The organism is Halochromatium glycolicum, from assembly GCF_016584085.1.
Taxonomy (GTDB): domain Bacteria; phylum Pseudomonadota; class Gammaproteobacteria; order Chromatiales; family Chromatiaceae; genus Lamprobacter; species Lamprobacter glycolicus.
In genome coordinates, this window is record NZ_NRSJ01000049.1 from 1 (window position 1) to 17,597 (window position 17,597).

The 17,597-nt window shown below is 67.4% G+C and carries 13 protein-coding genes and 2 pseudogenes; 8 read left to right on the plus strand and 7 right to left on the minus strand.

The window, feature by feature from the left end; translation table 11 throughout:
• Positions 1–92 precede the first annotated feature (92 nt).
• Positions 93–2,033 (minus strand): thioredoxin domain-containing protein, encoded by a 1,941-nt coding sequence (locus CKO40_RS19780; RefSeq protein ID WP_200348182.1) that lies wholly within the window; start codon positions 2,031–2,033, stop codon positions 93–95.
• 167 nt (positions 2,034–2,200) lie between these two features.
• Between CKO40_RS19780 and CKO40_RS19785 the strand changes: the two are divergent.
• Together CKO40_RS19785 and CKO40_RS19790 are read left to right on the plus strand one after the other, a co-directional pair.
• Positions 2,201–2,347, plus strand: a pseudogene (locus CKO40_RS19785) (CbbQ/NirQ/NorQ domain-containing protein); the annotation flags it as partial.
• Positions 2,348–2,556: 209 nt separating this feature from the next.
• Positions 2,557–3,297 carry a TIGR04283 family arsenosugar biosynthesis glycosyltransferase gene (locus CKO40_RS19790; protein ID WP_200348183.1) on the plus strand — a complete coding sequence of 247 codons (741 nt, stop codon included), beginning with the start codon at positions 2,557–2,559 and terminating at the stop codon, positions 3,295–3,297.
• A 194-nt stretch (positions 3,298–3,491) separates the two neighbouring features.
• Here CKO40_RS19790 and selD read toward each other — a convergent pair whose 3' ends face one another.
• On the minus strand, positions 3,492–5,756 hold the full coding sequence (selD, locus tag CKO40_RS19795; RefSeq protein WP_200348184.1) for a selenide, water dikinase SelD: 2,265 nt from the start codon (positions 5,754–5,756) through the stop codon (positions 3,492–3,494).
• Positions 5,757–5,922: 166 nt separating this feature from the next.
• Here selD and senB point away from each other — a divergent pair, with 166 nt between their 5' ends.
• Positions 5,923–6,897, plus strand: a complete 975-nt coding sequence (gene senB, locus CKO40_RS19800) for a selenoneine biosynthesis selenosugar synthase SenB (protein ID WP_200348185.1) — start codon at positions 5,923–5,925, stop codon at positions 6,895–6,897.
• A 229-nt stretch (positions 6,898–7,126) separates the two neighbouring features.
• Here senB and CKO40_RS19805 read toward each other — a convergent pair whose 3' ends face one another.
• Positions 7,127–7,798, minus strand: a complete 672-nt coding sequence (locus CKO40_RS19805; RefSeq protein ID WP_200348186.1) for a metalloregulator ArsR/SmtB family transcription factor — start codon at positions 7,796–7,798, stop codon at positions 7,127–7,129.
• A gap of 246 nt (positions 7,799–8,044) precedes the next feature.
• Between CKO40_RS19805 and CKO40_RS19810 the strand changes: the two are divergent.
• Positions 8,045–8,608, plus strand: a pseudogene (locus CKO40_RS19810) (sterol desaturase family protein); the annotation flags it as partial.
• A gap of 42 nt (positions 8,609–8,650) precedes the next feature.
• On the opposite strand, the gene CKO40_RS19815 reads toward CKO40_RS19810, so the two are convergent.
• On the minus strand, positions 8,651–9,394 hold the full coding sequence (locus tag CKO40_RS19815; protein WP_200348188.1) for a cation efflux transmembrane domain-containing protein: 744 nt from the start codon (positions 9,392–9,394) through the stop codon (positions 8,651–8,653).
• 69 nt (positions 9,395–9,463) lie between these two features.
• On the opposite strand from CKO40_RS19815, the gene CKO40_RS19820 reads away from it, so the two are divergent.
• Complete coding sequence (locus tag CKO40_RS19820) at positions 9,464–9,865, plus strand: MerR family transcriptional regulator (RefSeq protein ID WP_200348189.1); 402 nt, start codon at positions 9,464–9,466, stop codon at positions 9,863–9,865.
• Here the strand turns inward: CKO40_RS19820 and CKO40_RS19825 are convergent.
• Together CKO40_RS19825 and CKO40_RS19830 are read right to left on the minus strand one after the other, a co-directional pair.
• A complete protein-coding gene (locus CKO40_RS19825; RefSeq protein WP_200348190.1) occupies positions 9,851–10,297 on the minus strand; it encodes a hypothetical protein in 447 nt (148 codons plus the stop codon). The two genes, CKO40_RS19820 and CKO40_RS19825, sit on opposite strands and share 15 nt — an antisense overlap.
• Before the next feature lie 247 nt (positions 10,298–10,544).
• Positions 10,545–11,018, minus strand: a complete 474-nt coding sequence (locus CKO40_RS19830; protein WP_200348191.1) for a rhodanese-like domain-containing protein — start codon at positions 11,016–11,018, stop codon at positions 10,545–10,547.
• Between the two features lie 617 nt (positions 11,019–11,635).
• On the opposite strand from CKO40_RS19830, the gene CKO40_RS19835 reads away from it, so the two are divergent.
• The 3 genes from CKO40_RS19835 to CKO40_RS19845 all read left to right on the plus strand — a co-directional run bounded on the left by CKO40_RS19835 (position 11,636) and on the right by CKO40_RS19845 (position 15,097).
• Entirely contained in the window at positions 11,636–12,844 is a 1,209-nt protein-coding gene (locus CKO40_RS19835) for a trans-sulfuration enzyme family protein (RefSeq protein WP_200348192.1), read from the plus strand.
• 136 nt (positions 12,845–12,980) lie between these two features.
• Entirely contained in the window at positions 12,981–14,042 is a 1,062-nt protein-coding gene (locus CKO40_RS19840; RefSeq protein WP_200348193.1) for a methyltransferase domain-containing protein, read from the plus strand.
• A 491-nt stretch (positions 14,043–14,533) separates the two neighbouring features.
• Positions 14,534–15,097, plus strand: coding sequence for a Uma2 family endonuclease (locus tag CKO40_RS19845; RefSeq protein WP_200348194.1), 564 nt, complete (start codon positions 14,534–14,536; stop codon positions 15,095–15,097).
• A gap of 71 nt (positions 15,098–15,168) precedes the next feature.
• Here the strand turns inward: CKO40_RS19845 and cobI are convergent, their stop codons facing one another.
• Positions 15,169–17,595, minus strand: coding sequence for a precorrin-2 C(20)-methyltransferase (gene cobI, locus CKO40_RS24580; RefSeq protein ID WP_242477199.1), 2,427 nt, complete (start codon positions 17,593–17,595; stop codon positions 15,169–15,171).
• Positions 17,596–17,597: the final 2 nt, after the last annotated feature.

Sequence of the window (17,597 nt, forward strand, 5' to 3'; positions counted from 1 at the left end):
TGAGGGGAGAACAAGCCAGCTTCATCAAAGCGTTGCTCTGCAGCGAGGCGTCCATGCGTCCAGAGATCTTCAATGCCGGTCTCCGTGTCTTGTCAGCTGCCATCTCCGAGGATGGCGGGAATTGCTGGCAGCGCACCTGCGCGCTGGCCATAGCGGAGGTCATCGGTGCGCTGATCCAGCGCGGCGAGCAGATGCAGGGCCGCGGAGGTCGCCGACGGCATGGCGCCGTCGCTGAGATCCTTGGGGCGGGCCATCAGCGGGGTGTCGGTGCTCGCCTCGCCCATGAAGAGCCCGCCGCCCTCGGGGTCGGCGAAGCGGCTCCAGAGCGCATCCGTCAGCTCGCGCGCTCGCTCCAGCCAGCGCGGATCGGCGCTGGCGTCGTAGAGCGCGATCAGGCCCGCGCCGAGGAAGGCGTAGTCCTCGAGCAAAGCCGGCTGGCTCGCGCGCCCGTCCAGATAGACCCGGGTGAGCTGGCCAGGCGCGGGGCGGGCCTCGGCCCAGAGCAGGTCCGCGGCACGCTCGGCGGCCGCCAGATAGCGGGGCTCCTCGAGCGCCGCGCCGGCCTCGGCTAGGGCGCTGATCATCATGCCGTTCCAGGCGGTCAGGATCTTCTCATCGCGGTGCGGATGCGGGCGTTCCTCGCGCACCTGGTAAAGCGTCTCGTGGATCTGCGCTAGCTGCTGTTGCAAATCGGCAGGAGCGACGCCTTCGGCCGCGGCGAAGGCATCGAGGGCAACGGGGACGTGCAGGATGTTGCGTCCCTCGAAGTTGCCCGTCTCCGTGACCCCGTGGAAGCGGATCGCTAGGTCGGCATCCTCGGCCGGCAAGGCGGCGCGCAGCTCGGCCGGCGTCCAGAGGAAGAAGCGCCCCTCGTCGCCGTCGCTGTCGGCGTCGGTGGCCGAGTAGAAGCCGCCCTCGGGCGAGGTCATGTCGCGCAGCACGTAGTCCAGGGTGCGACGGGTCACGCGGGCGAGGTTTGGGTCAGCGGTGAGCCGCCAGCCGGCCAGGTAGACCTGTGCGAGCTGGGCCTGGTTGTAGAGCATCTTCTCGAAGTGCGGCACCAGCCAGTCGTTGTCGATGGCATAACGGTGGAAGCCGCCGCCGACCTGATCATGGATGCCGCCCCGTGCCATGCGTTTCAGGGTGAAGATGGCGGCGGCGAGCGCCGCGTCGTCGCCGGTGCGCAGGGCCTGATCGAGTAGCAACCCGAGTCTTGGCTCTTGCGGGAACTTAGGGGCAAGGCCGAAGCCGCCCTGCAGCTCGTCGTGGCGCGCGAGCAGCTCGGCCAAGGCCCGATCGATGATCGCATCGTCCAGCGCCGCCGCCTGGCCTTGGGTGTCGAGTGCCCTGCTGACGGCCCGAGCAACCCGTTCCGCCTGGGCGCGCAGCGCGTCTGGTTGCGCTTGCCAAAGGTCTCGCGCGCGCTCCAACAGTCGGGTGAACTCGGCGGGTGGGAAATAGGTTCCGCCGTCGATGGTGTCGCCGTCCGGGGTCAGGATGCTCGACATCGGCCAGCCGCCACGCCCGGCGAGCAGCTCGACAGCGGTCATGTAGGTCTGGTCGACATCCGGATGGACCTCGCGGTCGACCTTGATGGCGATGAAATGCTCGTTGAGCAGCTCGGCGATGGCAAGATCCTCGAAGCTCTCGCGCTCCATCACATGGCACCAGTGGCAGGTAGAGTAGCCGATCGACAGAAAAATCAGCTTGTTCTCGCGCCGGGCCTGCTCGAACGCCTCCGGTCCCCAGGGGTACCAGTCCACCGGGTTGTGCGCGTGCTGCAGCAGATACGGCGAGTCTTCCAGGATCAGGCGGTTGGTAAAGCGCGGTTGGCCGTCCGGCTTCAGATGTTCGGTGCGGGGCGCGTAGTCCGATCCCTTGGCCGCGAGCGCGGCATCAAGCCGTTGTTGCAGCGCGGGCGGGTGGGTCGCGATGGCCTCGGTTGATTCGACCGCCTCAGGCTGGGTGGCGCTGAGCAGTGCGAGCGTGAGTGCCAGGGTAGCGGTGGTCCGGCGTCCGGGGCGGGTCGTCATGGGGCCATCTCCGCGGGCGAGTTGCGGCGTTGCGTGTTGCGACGATCGTTGGCGTCTGCGCGCATCGCACTGACGCCTGCTTGATTTGAGCCGTTGCACGGCCGGGCCGTGGGTCGGCGGCACAGCGATCAAGCGCAGAGCAGAGTCTAGTCTGTTCTCTTGCTTCGTTCCGGCTGCTGGTCTATGCGGCGACCCTGATCCGCGCCGGTATGACCCCGGCCGAGGCCTGCCGCGCGGCGCTGATCGAGCCGCTGACCGATGATCCCGAGACCATCGAAGCCCTCCGCAAGATCGTCGATGCCGGGCTTGGCTGATTTTTGATGTGCTGCTGATCTAGCCTGATCGACATCAACGGCGATATCCTCCGACCGATCGCGTGCCTTGCTCGCCTCGCCTCGGTCTGGTCGAGGGCACGCGCCGCAGCCCCCTGGATGAGCTGACCGAGCGCACGCTGGCGGCCGAGAGGGTGCCAATGTTCTGATTGGGCCAACGGTGAGCCGATATTCTCTGCAATGATGAGCCGGTGAGGCTCTCGATCATTATCCCAACCCTGAATGAGGCCGAGGCCATCGGCGTCTTGCTTGCGGATCTGGCGCCGTTGCGGGCTGTGGGCGCTGAGCTGATCCTGGTTGATGGCGGCAGCCGCGACGCGACCCTTGCTAGGGCGCGCGGCACTGTCGATCAGATCCTGCATGCACCCCGTGGCCGCGCCGCGCAGATGAATGCGGGCGCGCAGGCCGCGGCGGGCGATCTGCTCTGGTTCCTGCACGCCGATACGCGCGTGCCCGCTGAAGCGATCTCGGCGCTGCGGGCAGCTTGGGCAGATGCCGTCGGGCAGAGTCTCGGCGACCGGAACCACGGCCGCCGGGAAGGCTTTTGGGGGCGCTTCGACATCCGACTCTCGGGCCGGCATCCACTGCTGCGCCTGGTCGAGCGCGGCATGAATGCGCGCTCGCGCCTGACCGGTATCGCCACCGGCGATCAAGGCCTCTTCGCCAGCCGGGTCGCCTTCGACCGGGTCGGTGGCTTCCCGCCGTTGGCGCTGATGGAAGATATCGCCCTGTCTGCGGCGCTGCGCCGGCTCGCGCGCCCCGTCTGCCTGCGCGCGCGGCTGCTGGCCTCGAGCCGGCGCTGGGAGCAGGGCGGCGTGCTGCGGACCATCCTGCTGATGTGGCGCTTGCGCCTGGCTTACGCGCTTGGCGCCGATCCGGTGCAGCTCGCGGGTCACTACGAGGGCCGTAACCGACCTCGAGGCGACCGCTGAGCCAGTGCCGGAAGCTGTTTCAGTCGGCTCGCCGGCTGCGAAGCGATTGGCTTCGCTCATGGTCGGGTAGACAGGGATCTAGACCGGCCGCGGCGATAGGCCTCGGACGGTTGCTGCTGCTGACGCTCGTGCAACGTTCGGTCCTTACAAATCAGCAACGTGGGCGGGCTATCCAGGCATTTTGATAGGGCCTCTTAGCCGATCAGCCGCACTGGCTCCAGCGCATCGCCTCGGCCTTCCACCCGCCCGATCACGGCGGCTTGCGGGTAGCCCGACTGCCGAAGCGCTTCAATGCAGGCATCGGCCTGCTCGCCCGGTACGCCGGCAAGCAGGCCACCGGCGGTCTGGGGGTCGAACAGCAGTGGAAACCGCGGGTGCCGACTCGCTTGGTCCAGATTGGCCACGCCGCGGCGCAGGCGCAGGTTCTGCGGCTGCAGCGAGGACAGGATGCCGGCGGCGACGGTCTCCGCAGCCCCAGCGAGCAGAGGCACGGCCTCGAGCTGCACGATGGCATCCACATTCGAGGCCTTGGTCATCTCGAGCAGGTGACCGAGCAGCCCGAAGCCGGTGACATCGGTGCAGGCGCTGGCCCCGAAGCGGCGCAGGCAGGCGCCGGCCTCCTGATTGCTCAGGCACATCGCCGTGATCGCCTCGTCGATCCAGCGCCCGCGGGCCTGTGCGCGCATGTCGGCCGCGAACAGGGTGCCGGTGCCGACCGGCTTGGTCAGGATCAGCGCATCGCCCTCGGCAAGGCCGCCCTTGCGCCAGAGGGTCTCGAGATCGGCGAGGCCGTTGACGGTCAGGCCGAAGGCCAGCTCCGCCCCCTCACTGGAGTGCCCGCCGGCCAAGACCGCGCCGGCGGGCTCCAGGATGCTCAGCGCCCCGGCCAGCAGCGCGTAGAGGTCTTCCTCGACCACCCGCTCGCGTCCATAGGGCACAGTGGCGATGGCGAGGGCCGACTGCGGCTCGGCGCCCATCCCGAACAGGTCACCGAGCGCGTGATTGGCGGCGACCCGGCCGAAGATGTAGGTGTCGTCGAGGAAGGCCCGAAAGTAATCAACGCTCTGCACCAGTGCTCGCCCCGGGGGCACCGAGAGCACCGTGGCGTCGTCCGGGGCATCGATGCCGATCAACACATCGTCGCGCCGGCCCACCGGCAGGCGCTGCATCACGCGCGTGAGCACGGTGCTCCCGACCTTGGCACCGCAGCCGCCACAGCGCATCGCCAGCGTCGACAGCTCGCGCATCGCCTCTTGGTCGGCGAGGCCAGCCGTGAGCGGCGCCTGCGCCTCGGTGCTCATCGCCGGGAGCTCGTTGAAGCGCTTCATGAAGCGGCGGTCGATCCAATCCTTCAGCCGCCACAGGGCCGCCCCCTCCATCGACCAGTTGCCGCGGGAGGCGATCGCGTAACGGTCGCCGGTGGTGATCAGGCCGAGGAATTGGCGCTGCGGCCGGTAGCGACGCAGGCGCCGACCGGTGGCGGCACGGCGCAGGTTCGCGGTCAGCACGGGCCCCTGGCGTACCGCGAAGACGCCGGACTTGGGACGCGGATCGGGCAGCGCGGCGACATCGCCGGCGGCGAAGACCGGCGGATGTGATACGGACTGCAGGTGCGCATTGACCTGGATGAAGCCATTCGCATCCACCTGCAGCCCGGCCTCGCCGGGCCAGGCCGGTGCCGAGGCGGAGGTCACCCAGAAGATCGCATCGGCCAGGGTGTCCGGCTGACCTTCGGCACTCAGCACCCCGTCGCCGACCTCGTCGACGCGATGCTCGGTGCGGATCTGCACGCCGCGCTCTCCCAGCACCCGCAGGAAGCGGCGGCGGACGCCGGCATTGTGGCCAGGCAGGATCTCGGGTCCCTGGGTGAGTAAGACATAGTCCAGCCGCTCGGGATCATCGCCGCGCTCCCTGAGCAGCCGCTGCAGCCGATACTGGGTGGCCAGGGCCAGCTCTACCCCGCCGGCACCGCCGCCGACCACGGCGATGCGAAAATGCCCTCCGCTCGCGATGACCCGCTGGATCAGGGCCTCCCAGCCGCTCAGGAAGCGGTCGATGGGCTTGACCGGCAGCGTATGGTCAGCCGCGCCGGGGATCTGCAGGGTCGTCGGTCGGGAGCCGGTGTTGATCGACAACAGATCGAAATGCACCGGTGGCCGGCCGCTGACCTGGATCTGGTGCTGGTCCAGATCCAAGCCTTCCACTTCGCCGTGGTAGAGCCGCGCCCCGGCAAAGCGGGATAGCGGACCCAGGTCGATGTGGCAGGCGTCGAAGTCGTAGTGCCCGGCGAGGTAGCCAGGCAGCATGCCCGAGTAGGGGGTCTGGATGTCGCGGCTGATCAGGGTCAGGCGCAGACCGGGCAACGGGCGCATGCCGAAGCGGCGCAGCACCGCGACATGGCTATGCCCGCCGCCGACCAGGACCAGATCCTTAACAACGGGCGCGGTCTTTGTTTTCATCGGGCTTCGTTCGGTCAGCGGATGGATGAGGCTGGCGCTGCTGGCGTTGGCACTGCTGGCGCAAGTGCGACTGACGCTGCGGGATCTAGACAGAGATCGCCTAGGGTGCAGGCTTAGCCGGCTTGCACAAGAAGCACCAGCGCCGCACGATCACGAGAACGATGGCATGCGCATTCATCTCATCACACCAGCCCCCTCTTCCGCGCGTGGCGGCAACTGGGCCACCGCGGCGCGATGGGCTCGGATACTACGTTCCCTCGGCCATCGGGTCCAGGTCACGCGGGTGTACCAAGACGAGCCCGCCGACCTGATGGTGGCACTCCATGCCTGGCGCAGCGCGGAGGCCATCGCCCGTTTCGCTCTGGGGCGTCCGACTCGCCCGCTGGTGGTCGCGCTGACCGGGACAGACGCCTATCGCTTCATCCATAGCGATCCGCAGCCGACGCTGCAGTCGTTGGAGCTTGCCGACTGCCTGGTCGGTCTTCACGATCTGATCGGCGAGACGGTGCCATCGGCCTATCGGGGAAAGCTGCGGGTGATCCACCAGTCGGCGCCGCCCGGACTGGCGCGTGCCCCACTGAAGCGGAGCCGACGCATCTGCGTGGCAGGTCACCTGCGGGAGGAGAAGGACTCGTTGCGCCCGGCCTATGCGGTGCGCGATCTGCCCGCGCACAGCCGCCTGCGGGTGGACCATTTCGGTGGCGCCCATACCCCGGACTGGGCGGAGGCAGCCACCGCCGAGATGGCGCTGAATCCGCGCTATCGATGGCGAGGCGAGATTCCGCACCATCGCCTGCGCCGCGCCTATGCCCAGTCCTATCTGCTGGCGCTGCCCTCGCGCATGGAGGGCGGCGCCAATGTCATCTCCGAGGCGCTGATGGCCGACCTGCCGGTGGTTGCCTCGCGGATCAGCGGCTCGATCGGCCTCCTCGGCGAGGACTATCCCGGCTATTTCCCGGTCGGTGACACGGCGGCGCTGCAGGCCCTGCTGCTGCGCGCCGAATCGGATCAGCCCTTTTATCGGGCGCTCGAGTCTGCCTGCCGTGCCCGACGGCCTCTGTTCAGTGTTGAACGGGAAGTGGCAGCTTGGGAGCGGTTGTTGAGCGAGATTCAGGCTGATCTGGCGCCTGCGCCTGGCTGACGCACTTGGCGCCCATCCGGATCACCTCGCAGCGCGCTACCAGCCCGGCTGAACGGTGACCTGATCGATGAGCGCATTCACAGCGGGCTCTTATTGCCGATGACATCTGTCGGCTGATCAATGATCCCGGCGCCGAGTCGGCTATGAGCGTTCACGGACCAAAGACTCGCTGTCCTCGCGGTCCACTTCGGCGGTTTCTGGTGGACCAGGCCAACAGCGTTTCGGAATGCTAATCCCGCGCCACGGGCAGCCCGGCATGACGCCACTCGGGCAGGCCATCGGCCAGGCGCCGGGCCTCGAAGCCGGCCTTGCGCAGTGCCGCAACCGCCTCGACGGAGAGCACACACCAGGGCCCACGGCAGTACGCGACGACCTGACGCGCCGGGGGCAGCTCCGCCAGCCGGGTCTCGAGCTGCTCGAGCGGGATGTTGAGGGCGCCTGGCAGATGCCCTTGACCGAACTCCTCGGGCGGGCGCACATCGAGCACCGTCACCAGCCCATCCTGAGCCTGCGCCAACAGCTCCGCCGCCGGCATCGGCTCGAGCGCATCGCGCTGCAGCAGATACTGCGCCACCAGCGCCGCGACCGCGTCGCTGCGATCCTGGGCGATCCCGCGCAGCGCGGCGAGGGCGTCTAGCGCCCGCTCATCGCCGAGCGAATAGCGCACATACTTGCCATCGCGCCGCGCATCGACCAACCCCGCGGCCTTGAGCTGCTGCAGATGCTTGGAGGTGTTGGCCACCGACAGCCCGCTGAGCCGCACCAGCTCTTCGACGCTGCGCTCGCCTTGGGCCAGGTAGTCGAGCAGCTCCAAGCGTGCCGAATGTCCCAAGGCGCGAGCGATCACGGCGAGATGCTCGAACAGCTGTTGTTTGGGCGATGCAGACTGGGACTGGGTCACGACGAGAGGCTGGCGAAGACGAGGCACCACAGTATAACGCCACGCACGTCAGAGCCCGCTCGCCATCCGTCGGCACTCGGCCTCCGCCCCTCAGCTCTCACGCTTCTCGGACCATGACGCCTCTGTTCCATGGCAACCACTCATCATTCAACTAAAGATTTGAATGATGTCAGTACTCATGGGATTGGGCCGGGATGCCGGCGCGGGCGCTGGTGGAAGGTGCGCGTGCCGACGTCGCCACGCTGTGTCCATCACGCCGACCTCGACTACGACCTGACCACCGGTGCACGCTTCCAGCCCATCGAGATCATCCTGTCGATGCTGATCAAGTTCGCTGTCATCGCCGCGCTCGGGCCGCCGGTGGTCGCGGTGATCCTGTTCGAGGTCATCCTCAACGCGATGGCGATGTTCAACCACGCCAATATTGCCCTGCCGGGCCCGGTCGATCGCGTCCTGCGCTGGTTCGTCGTCACGCCAGATATGCATCGCGTGCATCATTCGATCGAGGACGACGAGACCAACTCCAACTTTGGTTTCAATCTCTCCTGGTGGGACCGGCTGCTTGGCACCTACCGCGCGCAGCCGCGCGCTGGCCAGCAGGGCATGACCATCGGTATCCGCCAGCACCGCGAGCCCCAGCGCGTCGACCGCCTCGATGGCATGTTGTTGCTGCCCTTCGTCGGCCAAGTGACCGACTATGCGATCAACCGGCGGCAATGGGCCGATGCGCCCGGGACGCCTGAGGCGACCGCAGCGAGTCAGAAGGGCACGGTCAGCGGGGCGAACGAGCAGGGGAATGCTGGCGCCTAGGCATCATCAGTTGCGGCGGCGCGTTCATGCCTGAGAGAGCGTTCACCGGTTCCGCCGGGAGCCGGTGGAAGGCGCCTCACAGTCGTCGCTATCCCCGCACCCACAGCCGGCGCTCTGGATGATCGGGATGCTAATCGGTCCGTTGGCGGGCGTTTGCGGCGCCCCGCTGCGACCACTGGCTTGCCATTCCCGCCAAGCTTCCCGGATGACACCCGTAGCGGAGAGCAGGAACAAGACGGCGATGGCCAGACCCACCAGGACGTCCGGCCACAGGCTATTCGTCAGCGCGACGAGGCCGGCAGCGACGATCACGCTACTGTTAGCCACCAAGTCATTACGCGAGCAGAGCCAGGTCGAGCGCATGTTCAGATCGTCGGCGCGGTGCCGATACAGCAGTGCGAAGCAGATACCATTGGCCAGTAGCGCGAGCGCGCCGACGCTGCCCATCCAGTCGGCCGCAGGCATCTCTTGCAGCAGCAGCTTGCGCACGGCATCGGCAATGACGAGCAGGCCGAACAGCAGCATGAATCCGCCCTTGAATAGCGCCGCCCCGGCGCGGGCGCGGGCGCTACGGTGCAGGACGAATAGGGTCAGGGCATAGACGGAGGCATCGCCAAACATGTCGAGCGAGTCGCCAAGTAGTGCGGTCGAGTTGGCGATCCAGCCGGCGCTGAACTCGACGACGAACATCACGGCATTGATCGCTAGGACGAGATAGAGCACTTGGCTCTGCTCGGCGCGCAGTCGCGCGAGCTCGCCGGTCTTGTTTTCGCAGCAGCTGTCCACGATACGGTCCTCATGCATTCTGCCGTTGACGGGAGCATGAGGGTTATAGCCACTATAGAGTCAAAGGCCATGAACCAGGTCGCCTTCACCATCGGCCAACTGGCGCGCTCCACTGACACCAAGGCCGTGACCATCCGCTACTACGAGCAGATTGGCCTGCTGCCCGCCGTGCCACGCAACAGCTCCGGCTACCGGGTGTACTCCGAAGCGGAACGCGATCGCCTGCTGTTCATCCGCCGTGGCCGCGCCTTGGGCTTCAGTCTCGATGACGTGCGCGAGCTGCTGGAGCTGGCCGACCACCGTCAGGCCTCCTGTGCCGCCGTCGATGCCAAGGTCGAAGCGCACTTGGAACAGGTCCGAGAGCGCCTTCGCGATCTGCAAGGGCTCGAGCAGGAGCTACAACGTCTGCTGTCTTGCTGCCAGGGCGGCGTGATCGAGGAGTGCCGGATCATCGATTCACTGAGCCGATAGATTGCGACTGGATGCTCTTCCGTGCCTCACCCGCATGACGAGGTCCGCAGGGCCCGCCAAGGCCGCTGATGGGATGCCTTGATCGCGACCTCGCTCATCGGGCTGTTCGCGATCGATGTCCGCCGCCGGTCGACTCGGGTCCGCCACGGGGGGCGGCTTGATATTGGTCAAGCCCAGCTGTTGTTTCCCGCCGTGATCCGCGAACCACCGCCAAGATTCGCAGCCAATCATCCACCGGTGAAATGAAGATTGGGTGGCATAGAGCGGCAGCAGCGCCTTGAGCGCATGCAGGTTGTCACCGTGGATGATCAGATTGTCGTCGAGCCTCGGCTTGCCGATGGAGCGCTCTGGGCGCGGCGCTAGCGGCCGATGCGGCACCGCGAGGTGATGGTTGTAGACGAATTCTTTGCCCTTGAAGAAGAGTTCCGGCATGGTGAGGCTCGGGTCAGCGGAGGTTTCGCGCGAGCCGGCGCCAGCGCAGGAAACAGGGTTACGGCTTTCATCGGGTGGCGGGCGGCGAGCCCACAGCCCAAGTCGATTGTCCTACCAGGCTAGCCGTTTCGTACAGAACGGACGCTGGGCTGCTGGCGGTTGATCGATCTGGAGTCTCAAGGCAAGCCCGTGTCATCGACCAGCAGGTGCGGGCCAAAGCCGGCGCGCTGCCCGAGCGAAAGTGTCGTCAGGACGCGCCGGTCTCTTTAGCCGCCTCGATGGCCCGTTGGTTGGCCTCAAAGCCGCCCTTGGCCTTCCACCCGACCAGACCATCTTGGAGGATGCGGACATTGTCCCAGCCCAGCAGGCGCAGAGCGAAGCCGGCCTGGGCCGATAGCGAGCCGGTGTTGCAGTAGATGATCACAGGCTGATCGCGTGGGATCTCGTCGCGCCGTGCCACGACCTCGCGCCATTCAATGTTGGTGGCTCCCGGGATGTGATCGGCCTCGAACTGCGCTGCATCGCGGGCATCGATGACCAAGATGTTGGGCCAGTCCTCGGCCGGGATCTGCTCGGGCAGCATCACGCTCGAGCCGTATTCGGTGAAGTCCAGGTACGCTTCCATGGCCTCGGCCAGGGCCGAGCGGTCATCGGCTTGGAGCGGGGCGGCCAGTAGTGAGAGGGCTACGCACGCGCAGGCGATGAGGAGAAGGTTTTTCATCATGCTGTTTGTGACTCCAGTGGTGAGGATGGCGGCGCTGCAGTGGCCTCGAGGCATCAAGGTCGCGATCGCACCGAGGCAGGGCTTAGGCGATTTTTGTCAAGGCTCATACCGCCTTGCTGGTCTTTTCGCTCGCCTTCTTCGTCGCGCCGCCGGTCACATAGCCCGGCTATGCTCCCGGCGACGCTCCTCGAAGGCAAACGAAAATCCTGCGCAATTCGGTACGAGCTTTTCCGGCAATCGCCTTAAGGTCGTCTCCGCGCCCATTGTCGGGTCGAGCGGGCTGTGCGCGATAACCTTCAACCCAATCGTTGATCATGCGGTTGAGATCTGTCAACCTCGCTGGCGGCCAAGCAACCCGAGGTCGCCAGCGCCGTCAACACCGCCAATGATGCGGGCTGCAACCGGATCGAGAGTGATATCCCGCGTCACGAGACGATGAGCCCGCTCAGCGACGGTCACTGGGCCAATGAGCGCGAGGCGCGCGGGTGATCTCCCTCGACCATAACGCCAGCGCGCCACTCGCGCCGGAGGGAGGTCGTCACGGCGATGCAGGTGGCCTTGCGTGAAGGCTTCGGCAACGACCAGACGATAAGCCTCACCGAGGAGATCCCGCGATGCCCACGACACCTGAGCAAAGTCTCGCCACCCGTTGCGTCCACGCCGGCGAGGCCGCCGATGCCCACGGCAGCCCGCACACGCCGATCTACAGCACCAGCACCTTCGCCTTCCCGTCCACCGCGGCGATCCTCGATGTCGTCGAGGACCGCGCCAGCGGCAGTCTCTATACCCGCTATGGCCTGAACCCGACGATCCAGGCGCTGGAGGCCAAGCTCGCCGCGATCGAGGGCGCCGAGGCCGCGCTCGCCTTCGCCTCCGGCATGGCCGCCGAGGCGGCGGTGTTCCTGGCGCATGGGCGCGATGGCATCGTCTGCATCGGCGATGCCTACGGCGGCACGCTCGAGCTGCTGGCGGATCAGCTACCGCTGCTCGGCATCCCGACTCACCTCTTGATCGGCGCCGAGCTGGACCAGCTCGACGAGCGGCTCGCCAGTCTGTCCGTGAACGCCGGTCGGCTGGTGTTCCTGGAGACGCCGACCAACCCGGCGCTCGAGGTCTTCGACATCGCCGCCATTGCCGAGCGGGCCCATGCCCAAGGCGCGCGGCTGGTGGTCGACAACACCTTCGCCTCGCCGGTGAACCAGCAGCCGCTCGCGCTCGGCGCCGACCTGGTAGTGCACAGTGCCACCAAATACCTCGGCGGCCACAGCGACCTGACCGCCGGCGCGTTGATGGGCTCAGCCGAGCTGATCGGCGCGGTCGCGGGCTGGCGCAAGAACCTGGGCACCACCCCAGCGCCTGAGACCGCGGCGCTGCTCGCGCGCAGTCTGCGTACCCTGCCGGTGCGGGTGCAGGCGCAGAACGCCTCGGCGCTGGCCATCGCCGAGGCCATGCAGGCGCATCCGCGGGTCGCGCGCGTGCTGCATCCGGGACTCGCATCCTTCCCCGGGCACGCGTTGGCGGCGCGACAGATGAGCGGCTTCGGCGGCATGCTGACGTTAGAGGTTACCGCCGAGGGTGCTGATCCGGCGGCGGCTGCCGCAGCGGTGGTAGATCGGCTCAAGCTGTTTACGCTCGCGCCCAGCCTGGGCGGTGTCGAGAGCCTGGTCACTCAGCCTTGCACCACGACCCATCACGATCTGACACTCGAGGAGCGCCAGCGGCGCGGCATCAGTGATGCGATGATCCGCCTCTCGATCGGGCTCGAGGACCCCGCCGAGCTGATTGCCGATCTGGAGCAGGCGCTGGCTGGTGCCGCCGGGTGAGAGGCTACCGACTAGCTTGCTAGGTGCGTCAAACGCACGTTTCAGGAGGCCATCGGGCCCAGCAACGATGACGCGGTTCAGCGTCGCCGAGTCAGCCCCATCTTGATGAGACCAGCCGCTTGATGAGTCATCGCCAATGAGCAATCACCAGAGTATCCATGATCAGGTCCAACGCTACTACGGCGAGACCTTGACCCGCAGTGCCGATCTGCGAACCGACGCCTGCTGCGACGGCGCCGCGGTGCCCGCGGCACTGAAGCCACTGCTTGCCGAGATCCATCCCGAGGTCAGCGAGCGGTATTTCGGCTGTGGTCTGGTCGCGCCCGATGCCCTGGAGGGGCTGCGGGTGCTGGATCTGGGCTGCGGTGCCGGACGCGATGTCTACCTGCTCTCACGACTGGTCGGTGAGCAGGGGGAGGTGGTCGGCGTCGACATGACCCCTGCGCAGCTGGCGGTCGCCGAGCGGCACCGGGCCTATCACGCTGAGCGCTATGGCTATGGGCGCTCCAATGTGCGCTTCGTCGAAGGGCGGATCGAGGCGCTCGGCGCTCTCGGGCTGCCCGCCGCCGGCTTCGACCTGATCGTCTCCAACTGCGTGCTCAACCTGTCACCGGATAAAGCCGCCGTACTCGCCGGCGCCTATGAGCTATTGGCCCCGGGTGGCGAGCTCTATTTTGCCGATGTCTATGGCGACCGCCGTCTGCCGGCCGCGTTGGCCGAGGACCCGGTGCTCTATGGGGAATGCCTTGCCGGTGCCCTTTACTGGGCCGATTTCCTCGCACTCGCGCGCGCCGCCGGCTTTAGCGCTCCGCGGCTCCTAGAGGCGCGGCCGTTGGCCATCGAAGACGTCCAGGTAGCGGACAAGGTCGCGCCCGCGCGCTTCTGCTCAGCGACCTATCGGCTGTTCAAGGTCGACGGGTGCGATGGCGGTGCTGCGGACGATGGCTACACGCTGACCTACCGCGGCAGCGTGCCGCAGGCGCCCGAGGTCTGGACCTTGGATCGCGACTGGCGCTTCCGAACCGGGCAGCCGGTGGCCGTCTCCAGCCATATCGAGCGCATCCTGCGAGCGTCGCGGTTCGCGCGGCATTTCGCGTTCGACGCTGGGGGTGGCGACCCTCACGAGGACGTTCTGGCTGCGAGCGATCCCAACCCGTTCGCGACCGCCGTTGCCTGTCAGTCGGCCTCATGCTGCTGATCGCATCCGTCAGCCGCTCCCTCATCAGCCGGCCCGATGATTGTTGACCGGGCCTTCTGACTCGGCTTTATTGCGATGTCATCGACCACCTCAGCTTGGGGAAGGCCGCCTCCACAGACCCGCTCAGCGCCAACGGGATGCGCATCCTGTCCGCCGCGCCGCGCGAGGATGGACACTTTGCCTACCTTTTCCAGAAGGTGATAGGCGGAGTAAGCTAATCGCCCAAGCGTACAGGGTTAAACCTAGAAACCGCAGTTGACCGCTTCCCGAATCATGCAACCTCCTGAAGTAAAAAGACTTCTGGCGCTTTTTGCGGCGTACCCAAGGGTGATGGCCGCTACGACCACCAGTGCACGCCCCGCGCGGCGCCCAGCGTTGTTACAACTCGTTGGAAGAGAATGACTATTCCGCCTCGTTGTGCCTCGCTGTGCACCACGCGGGACGCACCCTGGCGGCCGTCCAACTGCGGTTTCTAGGTTAAAGGAGGCACCATGGAGGCCCTCAAGCTCGCCACTGTCGATGAGCTGCTGCTGAGCCCGGACGAGCATGTCGAGCTGATCAACGGCGAGATCGTTCGCCGCCCGATGACTCGGCCCTTCCACGCGCGCGCCCAGGGGAACACGCGGGAAGAGCTCGGACCCTTCAATCGCCGTGCCGGGCCGGATGGCTGGTGGATCCTCACCGAGGCGAGTGTGGTCTATGAGCCTCACGAATGCCCGGCGCACGACTTGGCCGGCTGGCGGAAGTCGCGGTTGACAACCTTGCCGAGCGGCCTGATCGATCTGCCACCCGATTGGGTGTGTGAGATCGTTTCACCGGGACACGAGCGCAAGGACACGCAGCAGATCCCGCTGCTGCTCCAACGCCACCAAGTATCCTACTACTGGCTGATCTGGCCGGAGGAGCGCAAGCTGGTCGCCCATCGGCTGGACGCAGGCTGCTATCGCGTGATTGCCACGTTGGACCATCGACGCGTCGCCCGCGTGCCGCCCTTCGATGAGATCGCGTTGGACCTGGGCTACATCCTGGCCGAGGCCCCCGAGTCAGGGCGGTGAGTAAGCGGAGGAGACAGCGACGCGCAATCGTCGCGCGAGCTTTATGGATGGGCGCGATCAGCCTGTTTTCATCATCGACGCGATGGCAACATCAACGCAATGGCGACGGTCGCGTTCTTATCGTCGGCACCGCGGTAGGTCTGCTTCTCCACGAGCAGGTCCTTGAAGTCGGCACCCGCTGCGCGCAGCGCCGCGGCCTCGGCCACGCCGGGCGTGCCGATGAGGCGACGGACGGTCTCGGACGGATTGGCGACCGGGATCGCGGCTAGCTCGACCGCTGGATAGAAGCACAGCGGCCAGCCGCGCTCAGCGGCGAGGGTCTGGATTGCGGCCTCGTCGCGCTTCTGCATCACGCTCGCGAGCATCAACACTTGCGGTGCATCGAGCTGCTGCAGGGCCGCGTCGACGCAGTGCGCGACCGTTTCCAGCGCAGCGCCGCGATCGCAGCCGACACCGATGGCCACTTGGAGTGTCCCGGCGGAGCTGTCGTCTGGATCGACAGAATCGGTATCCGCGGGATCGGTATCTGCAGGGTCTGCATGGATGGGGCTGGCGTCACCGTCGACAGTTTCAGGCACGGAATGCCGATCGGCAGATTGTCCGCCGACGGCGCTCCGGTTCGCGCTGGATGTCGCATCCATGCTCGCCGGTGGCGGGCTTGGCTCGGCGGATGGCTGGAGGGGCTGCACGTCGGCGCCGGTCGTCGCCGGCGCTGGCGGTCGATAGACCACTAGCCGCTGACCGAGTCGAGACGCGAGGGCAGCATCGACCGGCCGCCGGGTGACCCAGAGCACCGCGCAGGCATCCTCGAGCCCGTGCCCCAGCGCGGCCTCAAGGCTGGACAGGCAGCGGATGTTGGCCGGCGGGGCATCGGAGCCGGTCCACCATTCGCGGCCGCAGGCCTCCTCGATCAGTATCACCGGACGCCCGTCGACGACGCAGCGCGCGGCATGGCGTAGTGCCGCGGGCTCGGCCTCGATCCGCCAGCCCAGCTCGCGGCCGAGCAGATCGACGGCGATGGTGCCCTGTACATCACTGGCGGTGGTCAGCGCGAGCTGGGCCTGGAGCAGCCGGGCAACGGTTGCGCCGAAGGCGTTGGCACCACCGATATGTCCCGACAGGAGCGGGATCACGCAGCGACCCGCCTCATCGACGACCAGCACCGCCGGGTCGCGATGCTTGTCGCGCAGGTGCGGGGCGATCAGGCGCACGATGATGCCGGCGGCGCCGATGAACAGGAGCCGCTGCGGCGCGTCGCGTGCCACCGCATCGGCGAAGAAGCGGCCCAGCGGCTCGGCGAGTGGGCCGGTATAGGTGGTGATCTGCGGCCAGTCGTCGCCGACAGTCGCGCTCGATCCTTCCATTTCCGCTTGCACTGCGTGCAGCAGACGCTCAGGCACCAGCAAACGCGCGGGCGACTGATCGGCGGATGGCGGGCGAGCGACGTGGTCCTCCGGACTCCGTCCGCCCCGCCGCGCAGGCTCATTCGTCGGTCTGTGCGCGTCCGCCCGCGTCTGTTGGCTTGCCCAGGTCTCCGCCAGCAGCAGGCGGCCAAGACGAGCAGCCAAGCGCGCGCCGGGCTCGGTCAATGCGACGATGAGCGTCTGCGACGCCGATTGTCGTGCGGCTGCCGCTGGTTGATGGGTTACTAATTGATGGGCTACTGGCCGCCGTGCCGTTGACCGCCGTGTGGCTAACCGCCGCGCTGCCGGCGCTGGCTGAGCGGCGATCGACGCCTGCGGCGCCTGACCAAGGCCGAGCCCGCGCTCGCAGCGGATCAGCACCAGCGACAGGTAATGGACCCGCTCGCCGCGCAGGCGGGTCAGATCGGTCAGGACGCGCTCGTCCGGCGTGCCGACGCGGTCGACGAAGGTCGCCGCCGCGAGCAGACCACGGGCGGCGAGGGCCTCGATCAGCGCCTCCAGCACCGGGCGGACCTTGAGCAAGACCAGGGTGTCGGCACGCGCGAGCCAGGCATCGAGATCCGGCAGCGCCCGCGTCGCCGCGCAGACGGCGATCGCTTCCTCGCCGTCGGCTAGGGGCTTGCCGCTGGCGGCCGCCGCCGCGGTGAACGACGGCACGCCAGGGAGCACCTCGACCAGGACCTCGGGCGCGAGCGCACGCACCGCCCGGGCCAGATGGCCGAAGGTGGCATGGGTGGAGGCATCGCCCTCGACTAGGAACACCAGATCGGTGCCGCTGCGCAGCCGGTCGACGACCTCGGCGGCGGCTTGGGACCAGGCCGCCGCGAGCGCCGCCGGTTCCCGGGTCATCGGAAAATGCAGTGCCAGACTCCGCAGCGGCGGCTCCAGCCCGGCGCGCTGGACGATCCCCAGGGCGTGACTCGGGCCATTGCCACTGACCGGCCAGGCCCAACAGGCGCCGTCCGTCAGCGCCTGCCAGGCGGCACGGGTGATCAGGCCCGGATTACCGGGGCCGAGCGAGGCGCCGATGAGGCGGGGCGCTCGGGTGCGCGTTGGGTCTTGGCTCGAGCTCATGG

What these genes read in the sequence shown, in the direction of transcription:
- CKO40_RS19845 (WP_200348194.1), top strand. Translation starts at nt 14,534, where the DNA reads ATGGAGGCCCTCAAGCTCGCCACTGTCGATGAGCTGCTGCTGAGCCCG.
- CKO40_RS19830 (WP_200348191.1), bottom strand. Translation starts at nt 11,018, where the DNA reads ATGAAAAACCTTCTCCTCATCGCCTGCGCGTGCGTAGCCCTCTCACTA.
- CKO40_RS19835 (WP_200348192.1), top strand. Translation starts at nt 11,636, where the DNA reads ATGCCCACGACACCTGAGCAAAGTCTCGCCACCCGTTGCGTCCACGCC.
- CKO40_RS19780 (WP_200348182.1), bottom strand. Translation starts at nt 2,033, where the DNA reads ATGACGACCCGCCCCGGACGCCGGACCACCGCTACCCTGGCACTCACG.
- cobI (WP_242477199.1), bottom strand. Translation starts at nt 17,595, where the DNA reads ATGAGCTCGAGCCAAGACCCAACGCGCACCCGAGCGCCCCGCCTCATC.
- selD (WP_200348184.1), bottom strand. Translation starts at nt 5,756, where the DNA reads ATGAAAACAAAGACCGCGCCCGTTGTTAAGGATCTGGTCCTGGTCGGC.
- CKO40_RS19820 (WP_200348189.1), top strand. Translation starts at nt 9,464, where the DNA reads ATGAACCAGGTCGCCTTCACCATCGGCCAACTGGCGCGCTCCACTGAC.
- CKO40_RS19840 (WP_200348193.1), top strand. Translation starts at nt 12,981, where the DNA reads ATGAGCAATCACCAGAGTATCCATGATCAGGTCCAACGCTACTACGGC.
- CKO40_RS19825 (WP_200348190.1), bottom strand. Translation starts at nt 10,297, where the DNA reads ATGCCGGAACTCTTCTTCAAGGGCAAAGAATTCGTCTACAACCATCAC.
- senB (WP_200348185.1), top strand. Translation starts at nt 5,923, where the DNA reads ATGCGCATTCATCTCATCACACCAGCCCCCTCTTCCGCGCGTGGCGGC.